Annotated in this window: 17 protein-coding genes; 1 reads left to right on the top strand and 16 read right to left on the bottom strand. The window is 49.6% G+C overall.

Annotated features, from left to right (window positions below):
* Both AWB54_RS10275 and coaD read right to left on the bottom strand, forming a co-directional pair.
* Positions 1-695: Rpn family recombination-promoting nuclease/putative transposase (locus AWB54_RS10275; RefSeq protein ID WP_160328945.1), on the bottom strand; the 695-nt coding region annotated here is incomplete at its 3' end.
* Between the two features lie 1,009 nt (positions 696-1,704).
* Entirely contained in the window at positions 1,705-2,190 is a 486-nt protein-coding gene (gene coaD / locus AWB54_RS10270) for a pantetheine-phosphate adenylyltransferase (RefSeq protein WP_061214513.1), read from the bottom strand.
* A gap of 74 nt (positions 2,191-2,264) precedes the next feature.
* On the opposite strand from coaD, the gene AWB54_RS15950 reads away from it, so the two are divergent.
* Complete coding sequence (locus AWB54_RS15950; protein ID WP_160328944.1) at positions 2,265-2,408, top strand: hypothetical protein; 144 nt, start codon at positions 2,265-2,267, stop codon at positions 2,406-2,408.
* A gap of 141 nt (positions 2,409-2,549) precedes the next feature.
* On the opposite strand, the gene AWB54_RS10265 is transcribed toward AWB54_RS15950, so the two are convergent.
* From AWB54_RS10265 to AWB54_RS10195, 14 genes are all read right to left on the bottom strand, one after another.
* The gene (locus AWB54_RS10265) at positions 2,550-4,694 is read right to left on the bottom strand and encodes a heterodisulfide reductase-related iron-sulfur binding cluster (RefSeq protein ID WP_061214512.1); all 2,145 of its coding nucleotides are present in this window, start codon (positions 4,692-4,694) and stop codon (positions 2,550-2,552) included.
* Positions 4,695-4,794: 100 nt separating this feature from the next.
* The gene (locus AWB54_RS10260; protein ID WP_061214511.1) at positions 4,795-5,748 is read right to left on the bottom strand and encodes an electron transfer flavoprotein subunit alpha/FixB family protein; all 954 of its coding nucleotides are present in this window, start codon (positions 5,746-5,748) and stop codon (positions 4,795-4,797) included.
* 38 nt (positions 5,749-5,786) lie between these two features.
* Positions 5,787-6,545, bottom strand: a complete 759-nt coding sequence (locus AWB54_RS10255; protein WP_061214510.1) for an electron transfer flavoprotein subunit beta/FixA family protein — start codon at positions 6,543-6,545, stop codon at positions 5,787-5,789.
* A gap of 248 nt (positions 6,546-6,793) precedes the next feature.
* Positions 6,794-7,573 carry a CheR family methyltransferase gene (locus AWB54_RS10250; RefSeq protein ID WP_061214509.1) on the bottom strand — a complete coding sequence of 260 codons (780 nt, stop codon included), beginning with the start codon at positions 7,571-7,573 and terminating at the stop codon, positions 6,794-6,796.
* Positions 7,574-7,973: 400 nt separating this feature from the next.
* The gene (gene hemL / locus AWB54_RS10240; protein ID WP_061214507.1) at positions 7,974-9,257 is read right to left on the bottom strand and encodes a glutamate-1-semialdehyde 2,1-aminomutase; all 1,284 of its coding nucleotides are present in this window, start codon (positions 9,255-9,257) and stop codon (positions 7,974-7,976) included.
* A gap of 72 nt (positions 9,258-9,329) precedes the next feature.
* Entirely contained in the window at positions 9,330-9,800 is a 471-nt protein-coding gene (gene ahbB / locus AWB54_RS10235; RefSeq protein WP_061214506.1) for a siroheme decarboxylase subunit beta, read from the bottom strand.
* Positions 9,790-10,269: a siroheme decarboxylase subunit alpha gene (gene ahbA / locus AWB54_RS10230; protein ID WP_235811157.1), complete on the bottom strand. Its 480-nt coding sequence runs from the start codon at positions 10,267-10,269 to the stop codon at positions 9,790-9,792. Before ahbA ends, ahbB begins: the two co-directional genes overlap by 11 nt.
* On the bottom strand, positions 10,266-11,267 hold the full coding sequence (gene nirJ2 / locus AWB54_RS10225) for a putative heme d1 biosynthesis radical SAM protein NirJ2 (RefSeq protein WP_061214505.1): 1,002 nt from the start codon (positions 11,265-11,267) through the stop codon (positions 10,266-10,268). The genes ahbA and nirJ2 overlap by 4 nt, the downstream gene beginning before the upstream one ends.
* Before the next feature lie 36 nt (positions 11,268-11,303).
* Positions 11,304-12,284 (bottom strand): porphobilinogen synthase, encoded by a 981-nt coding sequence (gene hemB, locus AWB54_RS10220; RefSeq protein WP_061214504.1) that lies wholly within the window; start codon positions 12,282-12,284, stop codon positions 11,304-11,306.
* Between the two features lie 27 nt (positions 12,285-12,311).
* Positions 12,312-13,484 (bottom strand): radical SAM/SPASM domain-containing protein, encoded by a 1,173-nt coding sequence (locus AWB54_RS10215; protein WP_061214503.1) that lies wholly within the window; start codon positions 13,482-13,484, stop codon positions 12,312-12,314.
* 23 nt (positions 13,485-13,507) lie between these two features.
* Positions 13,508-15,025 (bottom strand): uroporphyrinogen-III C-methyltransferase, encoded by a 1,518-nt coding sequence (cobA, locus tag AWB54_RS10210; RefSeq protein WP_061214502.1) that lies wholly within the window; start codon positions 15,023-15,025, stop codon positions 13,508-13,510.
* Positions 15,026-15,031: 6 nt separating this feature from the next.
* Positions 15,032-15,967 carry a hydroxymethylbilane synthase gene (hemC, locus tag AWB54_RS10205; RefSeq protein ID WP_061214501.1) on the bottom strand — a complete coding sequence of 312 codons (936 nt, stop codon included), beginning with the start codon at positions 15,965-15,967 and terminating at the stop codon, positions 15,032-15,034.
* The gene (gene hemA / locus AWB54_RS10200; protein ID WP_061214500.1) at positions 15,936-17,252 is read right to left on the bottom strand and encodes a glutamyl-tRNA reductase; all 1,317 of its coding nucleotides are present in this window, start codon (positions 17,250-17,252) and stop codon (positions 15,936-15,938) included. Before hemA ends, hemC begins: the two co-directional genes overlap by 32 nt.
* Positions 17,228-17,872: a precorrin-2 dehydrogenase/sirohydrochlorin ferrochelatase family protein gene (locus tag AWB54_RS10195; RefSeq protein WP_061214499.1), complete on the bottom strand. Its 645-nt coding sequence runs from the start codon at positions 17,870-17,872 to the stop codon at positions 17,228-17,230. The genes hemA and AWB54_RS10195 overlap by 25 nt, the downstream gene beginning before the upstream one ends.
* Positions 17,873-17,939: the final 67 nt, after the last annotated feature.

Here is a 17,939-nt window from a genome sequence, read left to right as displayed (position 1 = left end):
GCTGAATTTCTGTCTAATATGGCTTTTCGTCTGAGTTCGTAGAGTTCTCTTTCCCTGGGATTGGAAGCCATTTGTTCCAACACCCGTTTCGCTTTCCCGATGGCGGGATCTTCTTTAGCCAACCTGTCAATAAGTTCCATATCCCATCCTCCTTTCAAAAATACCACCCATCTATCCAACGGGTTGGTATAACTCGCTATTTCTTGCTTTAGTTTAGGCAACTCGATGAAATGAATCTCTATTGCATCAGTCAGGTCTATATTCTCCTGTGTTTCTCGCAACCTGAATATTGTGTGATAACGTTTAGTAAGTTTTATCCTGGTAAAATCCAATATGTTTATGGCGATTACCCGGTTAAGGTCTTGATATCTTCCGCTGCTTATGTTCTGGTCGCCAAACATGCGACAGGCATAATAGCTGCTGCGTCTCTCCATGTTGCCCAGGTTGCCAATCTGCATTTCTACATCCACCAGGTCATCGTTTTCTAATTGCAGTTTGATATCCAGTATGCCCACACTATCATCAATATTCTCCGGTTCAAGGTAAGGGTTCAGGATTTTTACGTCTGCAATCTTTTGCTCTGCGGTCCAGTTTAACACTGCATTAAGAAAACTGAGTAAGATGCTTTTATTTTCCTGGGAGCCAAATACTTTCTTAAAAGCCAGGTCTACCTTGGGGTCTAATATCTCTGGCACATCTATCAGCACCCTTTCCTTATTATCTTATTTTATCATAGGGTATCTAATTACTAACAAGGTAATGAAAAAACCAACCCGGGCATAAACGGGAACACTAGCTTAAACCGGTCCGGTTCATTCCGTTTCTCCGGGTAAGTGAATACTGCTATAGGTACTACCCACCAACAACTACCCCCCCACCCCTTTACACCTGTATCCTCCTATTTGTCAACCGGGTCATTGCGGTTATCTATATAAACTCCTTTGCCGTAATAATCAAAGCTTACCGGAGGCAAGTGCTGCCAGCACCGACAATAATATTCTGGATATGGCTCTGATTATATTTGCTCTTAAAGGCGGCAAGGATGGCGATGTTCGCGGTTCCACTCTAATAGCTAACAGCCCGTTGATCTTTACCCTAACCGGAGCCGAGGCTTCTACCACATACCAGATTAAGTTTGTTGAATAAAACCGAAAGTGGTGGAGTTGTTGTAGGTGCTAGCGGCGGTGCCGGTGAAGATCCCGTAAACTAATAGCCTCTTAATCATTACTTTGACTCCACTGCGAAAACCCCTTTTGTTGCATAAGGATTGCATAAATATACAAAGCGAGCGTTGGCGAAGCATGGTTGCAACGCCCGGCGAAGGCGAGCAGGCGAAAGGGGGCGAGCGACAGGACGTCGCGAGAGCGCTATACGACCATGGATGGGAGGTTAGCGTGTACCCCTTGAGCCGCGAGACAAGCCGCAGGTGTTGCCCATGCGAAGACTGCGAGCGGTATATTTATACAAGCCAATGAATATTAATAACTTTTTGCAGTAGAATCTTACTTTTTATTTGTATCAAACAGGCTTTCCCGTTAAGGAAAGCCTGTTTTTTTCTTCTATTAGGTTTTTCCCGGAGAGGGCTGCTATTATACACTATAATAATCACTATAAGTCAGGGGACAGGCCCGGACTTATTCTGGCGCTGGGCAGTATATTCTAACCGCCCCCGCTTTTTTTACTTGTGCCTTATTGAACAATAGTTTAACCATCGTTCATCATCTTCTCTTCCAGCCCGGTTTTTACCACAGGGGGGACCAGTGAGCCTACGTCCCCTCCCAGCAGGGCGGCTTCTTTTACCGCACTGGAGCTGATAAAGGTGTACTGGCTGTCCGACATGAAAAACATGGTATCAATATTTGGTATCAATTTTTTATTCATCATGGCCATGTGCATCTCATATTCAAAATCAGTCACCGTTCGCAAACCTCGTATTATAGCACAGGCTTGCTTGTCCTCCAGGTAATTGGCCAGGAGTCCGCTGAAAGCGTCTACCCGGACATTGCTCAGGTGCCGGGTGCTTTCCTCAATAAGCTTTACCCGTTCGTCCAGGGAGAAAAGGGCCTTTTTGGTGACATTATGTATTACCGCTACGATAATCTCATCAAATATCTTGCTCGATTTCTCCAAAATATCAATATGTCCATTGGTTACCGGGTCAAAGCTCCCCGGATAAACAGCCAGTCTCACTGTAATCGCCCCTTCCATCAAAAACCTGACATGGGGACGGTCACCTTTCCGATCGAATAAATGGGTCTGTCCTTTTGTCAGATGCAGCTGCGGTTGTCCGTTTCTTTGTTATTTTGTATTTTATCATGATTGGGGGTTTAATAATCAAGATTTATGAAAATTATCTTTGTTCACTAACCACCCACGGCCCGGTGGCCGCAACCACCGATGAAAAGTAGGCAAGAATAACTCCTCACCCCTTACTTCCAAAAAAACAAGACCCCTTCCGGGGTCTTGTTTTTTTGCCTAATAATATACTCTTTTGACTTAAGCCTTAAGCTGCGATTGTCAGAGACCGGCTTTGCTCAGGCTTATCTTCCTTACTCCATAGCCTTCCAGAGTACTTCAGCCACATCGAATACCTTGGTGTTTTCTTCGGCTTCAGCCGCTTTTACACCGTCAGCAATCATGGTCAGGCAGAACGGGCAGTTGGTGACAATCATTTCTGGATTCGGCACCAGCAGTTGGTCAGTTCTGGTGTCATTGATGCGCTTGTACTGAATACCATCTTTTTGTACGGCTTCTTCTTCCAGCCACATGCGTCCTCCGCCGGCGCCGCAGCAGAAGCCAAATTCCTTGGCCTTTTCAATTTCAATAACCTGTCCGCCTGCAGCCTTGAGGACCTTTCTCGGTTGGTCATAGACCCCGTTGTGCCGTCCCAGGAAACAGGAATCATGATAGGTCATCTTTACGCCCAGCGGCTTGCTGGGTTTCAGTTTGCCTTCAGCTACCAGCTTGGCCAGGATTTCAGTGTAGTGATATACTTCATAATTGCCACCCATCTGTGGGTATTCATTCTTCAGAGCAGTATATCCATGCGGACAAACTACGATTATTTTCTTAACCCCATAATTGTTGAAGGACTCCAGGTTCTGGCTCACCAGGGTCTGGTAAAGATATTCATTACCCAGACGCCGGGCCGAGTCGCCGCAGCAATACTCTTCCGTTCCCAGGTAACCGAAGCTTACTCCGGCCTTGTTCAACAATCTTACCAGGGCTTCTCCCACTCTCTTATAGCGATCGTCGAAGGATACGGCACATCCGGCATAGAGCAGGTACTCGAACTCTTTGCCGTCTTCAGGCAGGAGATTTACCATCTCTCTGACGCCTCTTTCCTCCAGCCATCCGGCACGACCGGCCCAGCCCACACCCCAGGGATTGTAGTTACGTTCCATGTTGGTAAAGGCCATCTGGGCTTCACCAGGCATGTCACCCTGCCACATAACCAGGTTGCGGCGCATTTCTACAATCTTCGGAATGTGCTCGATGAACATGGGGCAGTGCTCCATGCAGGCCCGGCAGTTGGTGCAATCCCAAATTGTTTCACTGCCCACTACATCGTAGAGCAGGCTCTGTTCCATGGGATTAACCTCTTCAGCCGCCGCCTCTTCAGTCATAGCCATTTCTTCCACTTCCGCTCCACTGGCCTTGGCTGCTAAAAGATACGGAGCTTTGGCATCAAGATGGGCTTTCATGTTTTGAATCAAAGTAATCTTGGGATTCAAATGTTTACCGGTATTATAGGCTGGGCAGTTTTCCTGGCATCTGCCGCAGCGGATACAGGAATCCAGATCCAGCAGGTCTTTCCAGCCAAAATCTTCGATATTCTCCACGCCAAAGGTTTCTGCTTCTTCGATATTATATACCATCCGGTTGGCGGAAGGTTCCAGATCGCGGAAAGCATAGTTCAGCATGCTGGCAAATATATGCCAGAGCTTGGTAAAGGGTACCAGAGCAATAAAGAGGAACGCGATGGCCATGTGGAACCACCACAATAACCGATGCCACATCAGCATCGCATCCACGCTCATGCTGCCGAAGAAACTGGCAAACATCCAACCGAAAGGTGATGCCACCCTCTCATAGGCAATCTGCTGCAGGGTAGTGGACAGCTTGATCTGAGCGGCAATTCTAAGACCTTCAATAAAGTAGCCAGTCAGTAAGATGGCAATAATTAAAAGAATAATCCAACCATCAGATGACTTGGTATCGTTCAAACGTTCCGGTTTTTGGAGGTATCTGACGAAAGCCAATACTATAATGCCGATTAAGCCCAAAAAGCCGATAACGTCAACTATCCACGACATGCCAATATAAATATTGCCTTCCAGGTGGGGCCAGCCAATCATGTTGTGCATAGCATCTATGCCTGCAGCCATGAATAACAGTAAAAATCCCCAAAACAGGAAAGCATGCATCCAGCCTGCCAGCGGTTTTCTTATTACCCGCGCCTGGGCAAAGGAGAAAACAAACCAGGACCAGATGCGCTGTGCAATTTTGTCATTCCGGTGAATCTCGCCTTTGGCCAAGAGCCAAACTTCCAACTTCTTCCAGAAACCAAAGAGAAATACACTAACGGGGATGAGCATTATAAGATAAATAAGCCATTCGTAGGGAATGTTGGCCCCAACGACACGCATCGGGACATCGTAACCACCTTCTAATGGGTGAAATCCAAAAATCATTATCCAATTCCCTCCTTAATAAGCAAGCGAAAAACAAGGTTATTACTGGATATACGTTTGACGTATATCCAGTAAATACCATCCCCCGGTTGTTAAATAACTATTTCTTTAATTCACTTACCAGAGTCGGAATAACCTTGAACAAGTCGGCAACCACGCCAAAGTCAGATACATTGAATATCGGAGCTTCAGTATCGGTGTTGATAGCCGCAATAAATTTGGAGGAAGACATTCCTGCCAGGTGCTGGATAGCTCCGGAAATTCCAGCTGCCACATAGAGGTTGGGGTTAACTACTTTTCCGGTCTGTCCTACCTGCAGTTCATGTCCCAGCCAGCCAGAGTCAATGGATGCACGGGATCCGCCTACGGCAGCGCCCAGAAGGTCAGCCAGCTGTTCCACCAGCTTGATTCCATCGGGGCCCTTGCAGCCGCGGCCACCGGATACAACTACATCAGCCTCAGTAAGTTCCGGACGGGCTGAAACAGTGGGGACAAAGCTCTTCACAGTCTGGTAAACATCAGCAGCAGTAGCGGCTACAGCGGGTTTTACCACTGCGCCGGCACCAGCGGTGTTGCCAACTTCACATACGCCAGGGCGAATGGTGCCCAGAACGGGCTCGCCGGCAACTTCAACTTTAGCCAGGGCTTTACCGGCATAGATGGCTCTGGTGAATACACCTTTGCCTGCGCTCACTTCTACCTTAATAGCATCGGTGGCCAGACCCAACTGGAGCTTCTGCGCCAGTCTGGAACCAAAATCTCTGCCATTGAAGGTATGAGCAAATAACACTGCATTGGGCTTGAACTCGTTAATCATAGCTACCATCTGAGCTACATAAGCGCCGGTGTTGTAGTTGGCGAATACATCGTCCTCAACAACATAAACCTTGTCCGCACCATACTTGGCAAATTCGGGAGCCAGAGCTTCAACGCCCTTTCCGAAAACAACAGCAGCTACTTCATCGCCAAATTTCTTGGCTTCTGAGAGCATCTCAAAAGTTACCTTACGGATATTACCGTCTCTTTGTTCTACAAATATCCATGTCCCTGCCATCAATTACCCTCCTTTTATTTTTAATAAGGTTTTTAAAGCTATTTTACTTCAACCTTAACCGTATTCTTCATCCACTCTGCCAACTTGGTGGCGCATACTTCCGGCTCGTCTTCCAGCTTGATACCAGCAGCTTTGGCCGGGGGCAGGCTGAATTCAAGGATTTTTACCTTGTTCTCAGCAGCCGCAGCAGCTGCGGTGGCAACCGGTTTCTTCTTGGCCGCCATAATACCCTTCATGGACGGATAACGGGGCTCATTCCAGCTAACCTGGCTGGAGATTACCGCCGGAAGGCTTACTTCGGTTACCTGAGTTCCGCCATCAGCTTCACTGGTGCAGGTGGCCTTGTCGCCAGCAATTTCAACAGCAGTGATAACATTAACATGGGGCAGGCCCAAAATCTCAGCTACGCGGGTGGGAACCTGGGATGAACCATCATCAGCCGCAACATGGCCGGCGAGAATAATGTTCGGGTTCTCTGCTTTGATAGCCTCAGCCAGGGCAACGGCTCTGGCAAACTCATCAGCAGCGGTATCCTGCTGCACCAGTATTCCCCGGTCAGCACCCATAGCCAGGGCGGTACGAATGGCATCCATGGCTTTGTCGGAACCAGCGGCAACAATAACTATTTCCTTGGCTATACCCTTTTCTTTCAACTGGATGGCACCTTCGACAGCTACTTCGTCATAGGGATTAATAATCAGGTTGATACCGGCATCGGCTATTTTGCCATCCTTCAATTCGATCTTGGCTTCTGTGTCAAATGTCTGCTTAACACATACTAGAACCTTCAAGTTCATTCCTCCTTTTCACTAATTGTTTTCAGGGTTCTTTAACCATAACCTGGTTTTTACTTACTGCAGTTGTAGCTTACCACCCCCATGAACGGATATTATATGTTCTTGCCTACGGCAATTTTACCGTCAAAGCCCCGGTGCTGAACTCGGCCTTGACTTAAAATACAATCAACATTAACCTTTCGCCATTTATATCGTATTTCCTGCTTTTTGGATTGGATAGACAAAGTTTTTTCTTCTATAGATAATGATTAATATTTCTGATAAAAAAAGGTAGCTATGGATTTCAAGTTTAGTTCCCGGGCCTGAAAAATCTGCTCAGTACTGCCGATGAAAAGTACTCCGCCACTTCTAAGAGAATTGGAAAATCTTTGATAAAGACTGAATTTGCTTTCTTCTGTAAAATATATTACCACATTGCGGCAGAGAATAAGGTCATAGTCCCGGGGAAATATATCCCTCAAGAGGTCGTGCCTCTGAAAACTAATCATCTTTTTCAGTTCATCTTTGGCCTGGTAATAACTGCCCTGGTTTTCAAAATATTTTTTCAGCTGCTCCGGGGAAAGACCTTGTACCGCCTTATTGGTGTAGAGCCCCATACCTGCCTTCTCCAGTACTTCGATGTCCAGGTCGGTGGATAATATGCTACCGGACAGAGGAAAACCCTTTTCCTTAAACATAATGGCCAGGGAATAGGGTTCTTCCCCAGTGGAACAACCTGCACTCCACACCTTCAGGCTGCTGCGCTCCTTAAGCAGCAAGGGGATTATTTCCTTCTCCAGCACTTCCCAGTGATTGGCGTTGCGAAAGAACTCGGAAACATTAATGGTAATATGGTCTAAAAAACGACGATAAATCGTTTTGTCACTGTTTAACAAATCTACAAAGCTTTTGTAGTCGGGAGCATTTACCGAGCGCATAAAACTATTGATACGCCTCTCCATCTGCGGTCGCTTGTAAGCCTTTAAATCTATCTTGCTAAGGGCTTCAAACTTCTTGATAAACCACTCCCAGTCCAGGACATTTTCCACCGTCCTCCCCTCCCACAAAAGTTATTAGTATTCATTGGCTTGTATAAATATACCGCTCCAGCGTCCTTAATAGCGACCACAGGGAGCATCAGTTGTGCCCGACAGGGCGCTTCGCATGGGTAACACCTGCGGTGACACCCGCAGGGTGGAACACCAGGCGTACCCGAAGGGTGAAGCGCTCTCGCGACATCCTGTCGCTCGCCCCCTTTCGCCTGCTCGCCTTCGCCGGTGCAACCTTAATAGTGACATCCGCAGGATGGAACATCAGGAGTACCCGCAGGGTGCTGCATCCATGCTTCGCCAACGCTCGCTTTGTATATTTATGCAACCCTTCTGCACCAAAAAGGGCCTTTTGCAGTAGAGTCATTTTTTAAAGCAGAAGAACTAGCATCTCCTCAGCTTATAATTGCTGCAGGGCCTTATCCACGGTTTTTAGGGTCTTCTCAACATCCCCTTCGTCATGAGCAGCGGAAATAAAACAGACTTCAAACTGGGATGGGGGGAAATATACTCCTCCCCGCAACAACTGCTGGTGGAAACGGGCATATTTGCCGGTATCGGAGCGCATGACCGAGGGATAATCCCGGACTTTGTCCTCAGTAAAAAATATGGAAAACAGGGATGCTGCCCGGTTCATGCTTATCTGCCTATCATATCTTGCGAGCACCTGATCCAGTTGCCCGCAAAGGCTGTCCGCAGTATTTTCCAGCAGCTCGTAGAATGTACCCTCCCGCAGAATCTTTAGGGTTGCGCTTCCCGCAGCCATGGCCAGGGGGTTGCCGGAAAGGGTACCGGCCTGGTAAACATCCCCTTCCGGGGCAATCCTATCCATGATCTCCTTTTTGCCCCCATAAGCTCCTACCGGTAATCCCCCACCGATTATCTTACCCAAAGTAGTCAAGTCGGGCTCAATATTCACTATATTCTGGTAACCGCCAAAACAGAAGCGGAAACCGCTGATTACTTCATCGAAAATCAACAAGGCGCCGTATCTTTTGGTAATCTGCCGGAGGCCTTCCAAAAAACCGGGCTCAGGCAGTACCAGGCCCATATTGCCCGCTACCGGCTCTACTATCACGGCGGCTATGTCCGCCGGGGCTTGTGCAAAGAGTCTTTCTACTGAATCCAGTTCATTATAGCGAGCCACCAGGGTATGCCGGGCAAAGGCTTCGGGCACCCCGGGACTGGTAGGCACGCCAGCGGTCAATAATCCTGAGCCGGCCTGTATCAGAAAATGGTCGGCATGTCCATGATAACAACCTTCAAATTTGACGATGTGGTTCCGGCCGGTAAAAGCCCGGGCCAGGCGCACCGCACTCATGGTGGCCTCGGTTCCGGAATTCACCATGCGCACTTTTTCCACCGAGGGTATGGCTTCGCATATTAACTGGGCCAGCTCGATTTCCTGTTCACAGGGAGCGCCAAAGCTGCTGCCTTTTTCCGCGGCTTCACATATAGCCTGTACCACCTGGGGATGGCTATGTCCTAAAATCAGTGGTCCCCAGGAGCAAACATAATCTATATACTCATTGCCATCCACATCATAAACCTTGGAGCCGTGACCCTCCTTGATAAATAGAGGATTGTTTCCCACGGCCTTAAAAGCTCTGACGGGACTATTTACACCCCCGGGTATATACTCCCGGGCCCGGGCAAAAAGTTCAATCGACCGCTCTGTTCTCATAGTACTCCCTTTCAGGCATGGGTCGTCAGGCATGGGGACGGTTCTCTTGCCTGCTGCCATGCTACCATATGCTCAAAAATACTGCATGCTTTCTTTTTTTAATTCTTTGCTGCTTCTTATTATAATGTATTTTCCTATTCCTGTTCGCAAAGAAATTTCCTCAATGATTTCCGCCAGGCGTTCTTCATTCTTTACATGAATCATGGAGAAAATGCTGTAATCAAAGTCAGGCGGAACTTCCCGGATATAGCAATGGCTGATTTCTTTATAACCGGCCATTATCTTCCCGGCCCGGTCAGCCTCTTCTTCCTTCTCGGGCTTCCATGCCACCATGGCGTTTACGGCAAACCCGGCCTGGCGATGGCGCAGGACGGCTCCCATCCTTCTTAAGAATCCTTTTTCCCGGAGCTGCCTTACGCGAAGAACAATCTCTTCTTCGCTGAGCTCTAATCTCTCTGCCAGGCTCCGGTAAGGACGTGATTCCAGGGGGATATCACCCTGCAAAAAACGCATTATTTCTCTGTCAGTACTATCATAGGGCATTGAGGTCACTCATTTCAAAGGAAACTTTTATCTTATATACCTGCTTGGCCGGCATACTTATTACTTCTATTCCGGCATCACTTTGCAGGGATTGCATTATCTGCATGGCTTTATCCTGCGAGGGAGCAGTCAGGGTAAACCACATATTATATTCATGGTCGCGAATATAATTATGGGTAACTCCTTTTTGCCGGTTGATTATCCCGGCCACTTCATCAATGCGCTGCTCCGGTACCTTGCAGGCACAAAGGGTAGAATAGAACCCCAGGCTTCTGGCATCCATTACTCCCCCGATTCGCCGGATTAAGCCGCTGTTTTTCATAGCCTGAATACGGGCTATGACTTCTTCTTCATCCAGATTCATTTTCTCGGCCACATCGTGGTAGGGCCGGGTAGTCAAGGGAAAATCTGCCTGCAATATATTTAATATTTCCCGATCAGTCCTGCTTAATGCATTCATCTCTTTCATCTCTTCCTGGCATCCGGGGGCTGGTAAAGGCACCACTCATCTTCGGCCATGTAATCTCCGTTGCTGTAGTAATAGGCGCGGGCGCGGCAGCCTCCGCATTTGTCCTTATAGTCGCAAATACCGCATTTGCCCTTGTAATCCATGGTCCTCAGCTCCTGCAGCATGGGGTTTTCCGCCCAGATGCGGTCAAAGGCTTGCTCTTTCACATTGCCCAGGGCTATGTCCAAATAGGCACAGGGCTGTACATCACCCCGGGGGCTTATGATGCAATAAGTTATTCCCGCCAGGCAGCCCCGGGAAAAGCGCAGGGAAAGCCCCTTCTTCTCCCCGATGCGCATGAACTGGGGGGCGCAGGTGGGCTTCAGCTCAATGGGGATTTTCTTTTGTTTCTCCATCAAACGGGCAATAGTTTGCTCATATTCGGCCACGCGCAGGGCTTCTTCTTCTATATCGGCTCCTCTGCCGGTGGGTACGAGGAAAAAAACATGGTAGGCCATGGCTCCTATTTCTATGGCAAAGTCGCAGATGGCTTCCAGCTCATCTACATTCCAGTCCATTACGGTGGTATGGACTTGAAAAGGCAAGCCGGCGGCTTTCAGGTTCTGCATCCCTTCACAGGTGAGCTGGAAAGCGTTGTCCAGCTTGCGAAAGGCGTTGTTCTTGGCGGGATCAAGACTGTCCAGGCTAACCCCGGCGGCCATGAATCCGGCGCTTTTTAGTTTTTGGGCTGCTTCCGGGCTTATGAGGGTGCCATTGGTTCCCATAACTACCCTTAAGCCCTGCCGGGTGGCATATTGCCCCAACTCATAGATATCGGGGCGCATCAAGGGTTCTCCGCCGCTGAAAATCATTATGCGGAAACCGGCTTTTTTTATTTCTTCAATGAGTTTTTTGGCCTGCTCCGTGCTAAGCTCGTCCTCAAGCCGGGCTCCTGCATCCCGGTAACAGTGGTCGCAGAACATATTGCACTGGTTGGTGGTGTTCCAGGATACCAGCATAATAAACCCTCCTCTGGAGAATAATCAATTTTTCCCTTACACCTCTTGCAAAACCCGAGCAGCGTCTTTAGCAAAGTAGCTTATTATCAGATCAGCTCCGGCTCGTTTTATGGAGGTGAGGGCTTCCATCATTACGCGCTCTTCATCCAGCCAGCCGCAAGCGGCGGCGGCCTTTATCATGGCATACTCCCCGCTGACATTATAGGCAGCCGTGGGGTAGGCAAATTTCTCTTTGACGGCCTTTATTACATCCAGATAAGGTAAAGCCGGTTTAACCATAACTATGTCGGCCCCTTCTTCGATGTCGAGAGCTACTTCACGCAGGGCTTCCCGGATATTGGCTCCATCCATCTGGTAGCTTTTGCGGTCCCCGAACTGGGGTGCGGAATCGGCCGCATCCCGGAAGGGTCCGTAAAAACTGGAGGCATATTTGGCGGCATAAGCCATAATGGGAATATCTTTATAGCCATTATCATCAAGTTCTTTTCTTATATATCCGATTCTTCCATCCATCATATCAGAGGGGGCTATGATATCACAACCGGCCCGGGCATGAGACAGGGCTTCCTGAGCCAGTAAATCCAGGGTGCTATCATTATCTACTACGCCCTTTTGGTCAATGAGTCCGCAATGGCCGTGGTCGGTGTACTCGCAAAGACAGACATCGGTAATTACCAGCATTTCCGGGCAGATCGTCTTTATAAGCCGGGTTGCTTCCTGCACTACTCCGCTGTCCTGGTAGGCGGAGCTGCCCACACTATCTTTATGTTCGGGCAGGCCGAAGAGGAGCACGGCGGGAATCTTCAGGGAATCTATCTCCTTTATCTCCTCGGGCAAACGGTCTACGGAGAACTGAAAAACTCCGGGCATGGAGTTAACCGGTATTTTTTTGTCCTGGCCGTAAATAACGAAAAGTGGATAAATGAAATCGCTGCTGCGCAAAGTGGTTTCGCGCACCATGCGGCGCAGGGTTTCGCTGCTGCGCAATCTTCTCATCCGCTGTATAGGAAATCCCATCTCTACCGCCCTCCTTTATATCTCTATTTACTTCATTTCAGCTTGGGTCAGATAGCAGGCGGGGTCTTCGGCCCAGAGGTCGTCATAGACCGCGCGGGCCCGGATACGGCAGCCGGAGCAAAGGGATTTGTAACTGCAGTCCCCGCACTTGCCTTTTACATGCTTATCTTTCTCCCGCAGCTTTATCATCAATTCATCATCTGAGGTCCAGATTTCGCTGAAGGGTTTTTCTCTGATATTGCCTACTGTATAGTCCTGCCAGAACTGGCAGGGATGTACATTGCCGCGGGGGTCGATATTGGCAAATTTGGTTCCGGCGGAACAGCCGCCGTGCATCTGCAATAATTGTTCGATTTCTTCCTGGCGCTCGGGCTGCTGTTCTTTTATATGATTAAGCAGGAAGATGCCGTCAGCATGGTTATCGGTGGTCAATATCTCCACTTCTACCCCTTTTTCATAAAGTTCAACGGTTTTCCGGCTGACCAGTTCCAGTATATCGCGTTTTTCCCCGATGCTGGTGTCCATATCGGCCATTTCCCGGCCGCGTCCGGCATAAACCAGGTGATACATGCAGAAGCGGGGTATGCCTTCTCTTTCAATGATTTCAAATATCTCCGGCAAATCGTCCTGGTTATACTTGTTGACCGTAAAACGAATGCCGGTCTTGACACCGTTATTGAGGCAGGCCCTGATTCCCCGCAAGGCATCGGCAAATGCTCCGGGGTGGTTTCTGAACTCGTCATGGGTGGCCGGAGCCCCGTCTATACTAATGCCCACATATTGAAAACCGGCCTTTTTTATCTTCCGGGCCACTGCATCATCAATCAGGGTGCCGTTAGTGGAGATTACCGGCCGCAAACCTTTTTCCGCCGCCATTTGTCCCAGTTCATAAATATCCTGGCGTATCAGGGGCTCGCCCCCGGAAAAGAGCAGTACCGGAACTTTCATCGCGGCCAGGTCATTAATCATCTCCCGGGCTTCTTCCGTGCTCAGTTCGTCCTGGTACTTGCGGTCTTCGGCTTCTATATAGCAGTGCTTGCAGCGCAGATTGCAGCGGTTGGTCACGTTCCAGACCACCAGGGGCCGGTTGCGGTCCGAAAACTGCAAAAGCTGGGGAGGCACGGCGCCTTCATGCCCGCTGTATTTGATTACTTCGGAAACGGTGGCTGTTCCACAGAGCAGCTTGGTGCATCCTATCATTATAATTCTCCCTCCCTCAATATCTAAAGGTCTTCCAATATGGCTTCCAGCAATCCATTAATGGTATACTCTTGGGCCAGGATATCAACGCTAAAACCGTTTTCCCTGGCAGTGTCGGCGGTTACCGGACCGATGCAGGCCACCTTGACCTTTCCTTTTAATCCGGCGATGTTCTCCGCCCCGATTATTTTAACAAAATTGCTTACAGTAGAGGAACTTGTAAATGTTAGATAATCCATATTCCCGGCAATTATATTCTTCAGGGTGGCCTGGCTGACCTGGCTGGCCGCAATGGCCTGGTACAAATATATTTCGTTGACATGGGCTCCCCAGCGGCGCAGGGTATCGGGCAAAATGCTCCTGGCTCCCCGGGCCCGGGGGAGGAGAATCCACTGCCCGGGCTTGATTCTTTCCCTCAATTCCTTAAGGATGCCTTCCGCCCGGTAATCTTCCGGTACGACATCCACCCGCAATCCCCGGGCCAGCAGTTTATCGCGGGTAGCAGGGCCGATAGCGCCCAGTTTTATACCTTGCAAATCCCGGATATCCAGCCCGGCCTGCCGGCTCTCGGCGAAGAATATATCTACCGCGTTGATGCTGGTAAATATTATCCAGTCATACTGGCCTATATTCTTAAAGGCATTATGCAGTGCCGCCAGGTTCTTCTCTTTTTCTATTTTAATGGAGGGAAATTCTATGGCCTGCCCTCCCAAATCTCTGATTCTTTCCAGCAGCTGGCTGGCCTGGGCGCGGGCGCGGGTTATGACTACTCGTTTTCCCCAGAGGGGTTGGCTTTCCAGCCAGTTCAACTCTTCCCGCAGCTTCACTACTTCCCCTACCACTATGACGGCCGGGGGTTGAAAAGCGCTTTCCTTTACTCGTTTAACGATATTTTCCAGGGTACCGCTTAAGACCTGCTGCCGGGGAAGGGTTCCCCACCTTATTAAAGCTACGGGGGTGCTGGGCTCCCGGCCGTGGCTGATTAAATTATCACAAATGAACTCCAGGTTCTCGACTCCCATCAGAAAAACCAGGGTGCCGATGCCGCTCGCCAGCTCCCGCCAGTGGATGGAGCTTTCCTGCTTGCCGGGCTTCTCATGCCCGGTAATTATGGCCAGGCTGGAAGTGGCATCCCGGTGGGTTACCGGTATTCCGGCATAGGCTGGTACGGCGATGGCAGAGGTAATTCCGGGTATCACTTCGAATCTATGGCCTCGCTCCTTCAGATACAGGGCTTCTTCTCCGCCCCGGCCAAAGAGGAAGGGGTCGCCCCCTTTCAAGCGGGCTACTATTTTGCCTTGAGCGGCTTTTTCGGCCAGCAGAACGTTGATTTCATCCTGGGACAAGGCGTGCCGGGATGAGGCTTTGCCTACATAAATAAATTCGGCGTCCGGATTGGCCATGGAGAGGATTTCATCTCCCACCAGCCGGTCATAGACGACTACTTCGGCTTTCTCCAGCACCCGTTTGCCTTTCAGGGTGAACAAGCCGGGATCTCCGGGTCCGGCCCCGATAAGGTAAACCATTCCTTTTTTCTCCATATATCATCATCTCCCATCGGGGGAATTAATAGTTGCGCAGAGGATGGCGGCTCCGCCCTGCTGCAGGAGGCTGCGGGCGAGCTCACGCCCGGCTTCTTCGGCCTCCGGCGGGGAACAATCACAGGAACCGCTATATTTTTCTTTTCCGTCCAGGGAGGCAATCAGTCCCCGGACATGGAGCTGTCCTCCTCGTAGCTCGGCCATGGAGGCCACCGGTACCTGGCAGCCTCCTCCCAGCTCGTGCAGAAAAGCTCTTTCTGCCTGGCCGGCGAGGAAGGAATCCTGGTGGTTTATTCGGCTCAAGAACTTAAGAACATCCTGCTCCCCGGCCCGGGCTTCTACTGCTATCATTCCCTGCCCGACCGCCGGCAGAACCAGGTGGGCCGGGAGATAATCGCTTATCATTTCTTCCAGGCCCAGCCTTTTAACTCCGGCGCAGGCCAGAATGATTCCATCCAAATCCTGTTCTTTCATTTTCCGGATACGGGTCTCGACATTACCCCGCATATCCACCAGCTGCAGATCCGGACGCCAGGCTTTGAGCTGGGCGATGCGGCGCAGGCTGGAGGTTCCTATTAGCGCAGCATGGGGCAAGTCCTCCATACTATAGTTTTTGTGCGAGAGCAAAACATCCCGGGGGTCTTCCCTTTCCAGCACGGCTGCTATACATAAGCCGAGCGGCAATTCTGAGGGCAAATCTTTCATGCTGTGAACAGCGATATCTATTTCTCCGGCCAGTAGTTCTTTTTCGATTTCTTTAGTAAAAAGCCCCTTATCTCCTATTTTGGAAAGGGCTACATCGAGTATCTTATCACCGGTAGTTTTGATGGTCTTTATTTCCACCTTGAGATCAGGTAGGGAGCTTTCCAGGAGGGAGGCCACATGCCGGGCCTGCCATAACGCGAGTTGGCTACCCCTGGTTCCCAATCTCAAATTTCTCATATTTTTCATACTCCTCATTGTCTATTTGCAGAGCAAAGAGCTTTTTCGCCACTTCGGCATAAAGATGCCCCTGCTGGGTGGCGGCCAGCTCTCGGAGATTCACCATGGGGAAATGCAGGATTTGATTTACTATGGAATTGGCCATGGAGGCTATTATGTTCTGCTCCTGTTCCGATAGTTTCCCCAGGCGGTTGCAGGCCCTTTTTATCTCATTTTCTTTGATAATTTCCCCTTTTTGCTTAAGGGCTTTTATCACCGGGACTACATAAAGACTGCCCAGCCAATCGTTAAATTTCTCCAACTCATCAAGGATTATCTGCCCGGCTTCTTGAATCACGCTCTGCCTTTCCTCATAGCCGGCATCCACTACATTTTCCAACTGGTCGATATCATAGAGGAACACGCCGGGAATATCCTTTAGAGCCGGGTCGATGTCCCGTGGAACCGCAATATCTATCATTATTATTTCTCGGCCCTGGCGGGATTCCAGTACCTGGCGGCAATTATCCTCCTTCAGTACATAGTGGCTGGCAGCCGTGCAGCTTATTACTATATCCGCCCGGCTCAGTTCGGTGGGCAGTTGGTTAAAATATACCGCCCTACCGTTAAAGTTTTCCGCCATCTTAACCGCTTTGTCATAGGAACGGTTGGAAATAATAACCGACTTTAATCCGTTGGCCATTAAATAGCGGATGGTGGTTTCACTCATTTCCCCGGCACCGGTTACCAGGACGCTTTTATTGTCTAAATCACCCAGTATCTGGCGGGCCAGTTCCACCGCGGCATGGCTCACGGAAAACGGGTGCCGGTCAATGTCAGTATCAGTTCGCACCTTTTTGCCCACATAAATGGCCCTCTGAAACAAAGCGTTAAGCACTCCGTCGGAAGCCCCGGCTTCCATGGCCTTTTGATGGGCTTCTTTGACCTGCCCCAGTATCTGGGGTTCGCCCATAATCATGGAGTCCAAACCGGAAGCCACCCGGAAAAGATGCAAGATGGCATCATAACAATTGGGCTGGTAGAGATATTTTATCAAATCTTCTTCATCCATATGGGCATATTTGCTCAGGAAGGCTTCCAGGACTTGAAAGCCTTTTTGAATATCCTTCGCGGTAGCATATACTTCCGTACGGTTGCAGGTGCTGAGTATAACGGAGGCTTCCAAATCCGCATGGCTCTTTAGTTCCTGGTAAGCCTGCGCTAGCTCTGCTCCGCAGATGGAAAACCTCTCCCGCACCTCTACCGGAGCTGTCCTATGATTTAATCCCGCCAGGAGGACATACATGCTTCAATTCGCTCCCTTGCCTTATCTTTTTCCCCGGCCTTGAGTAATTCCAGTACATCGGAATAGACCAGGCTTGCAAATATCTTCTTGCGCACTGTAATATCAGGAATCTTTTCTTTTATCTCTTCCCTGACTTCTCCCATTATTTCAACAAATTCCCCATACGCGGGGCTAATGGTATTCTCCAGTTCTTCCCGCAGTCTCCGGGCGAAGAAGGGGCTCTTCCCTTCAGTAGAAATGGCCAGTACCAGTGAACCGCGCCGGACAATGGACGGTACATAAAAGTCACAATTAGGGGGGTCGTCAACAGCGTTGACCAGTACCCCTGCTTTACGGCAGGCTTCTACCACGGCCTGATTCACACTATTATTATCCGTGGCGACAAAAGCCAAAAAAACTCCCTGCAGATCACTTTCGCAAAAGTCCCGGGCTTGCCACTGGATAATGCTCTGCTCGGCCCACTCTTGTATCCTTGCGCGGGCTTGCGGGCTTACTACCCGAATATTCATGCCATAATCCAGTAGATTTTCAATTTTCCTTTCCGCGACCTGCCCTCCGCCGACAATCAAGCCGGTTTTGGCTTCCAAATCCAGGTAGATAGGAAATAGTATGGCCTTCAACCCCTGTTTCGTTAGTATAAACTTTAAGCTCACTTTCCATCGGTAGTTGTTGCCCCTATCTGGGGGG

This window comes from Syntrophomonas wolfei subsp. methylbutyratica, assembly GCF_001570625.1.
GTDB classification, from domain to species: domain Bacteria; phylum Bacillota; class Syntrophomonadia; order Syntrophomonadales; family Syntrophomonadaceae; genus Syntrophomonas; species Syntrophomonas methylbutyratica.
Note: the sequence above shows the minus strand (reverse complement) of the source record. Positions and strands in the feature narration are given on the sequence as shown.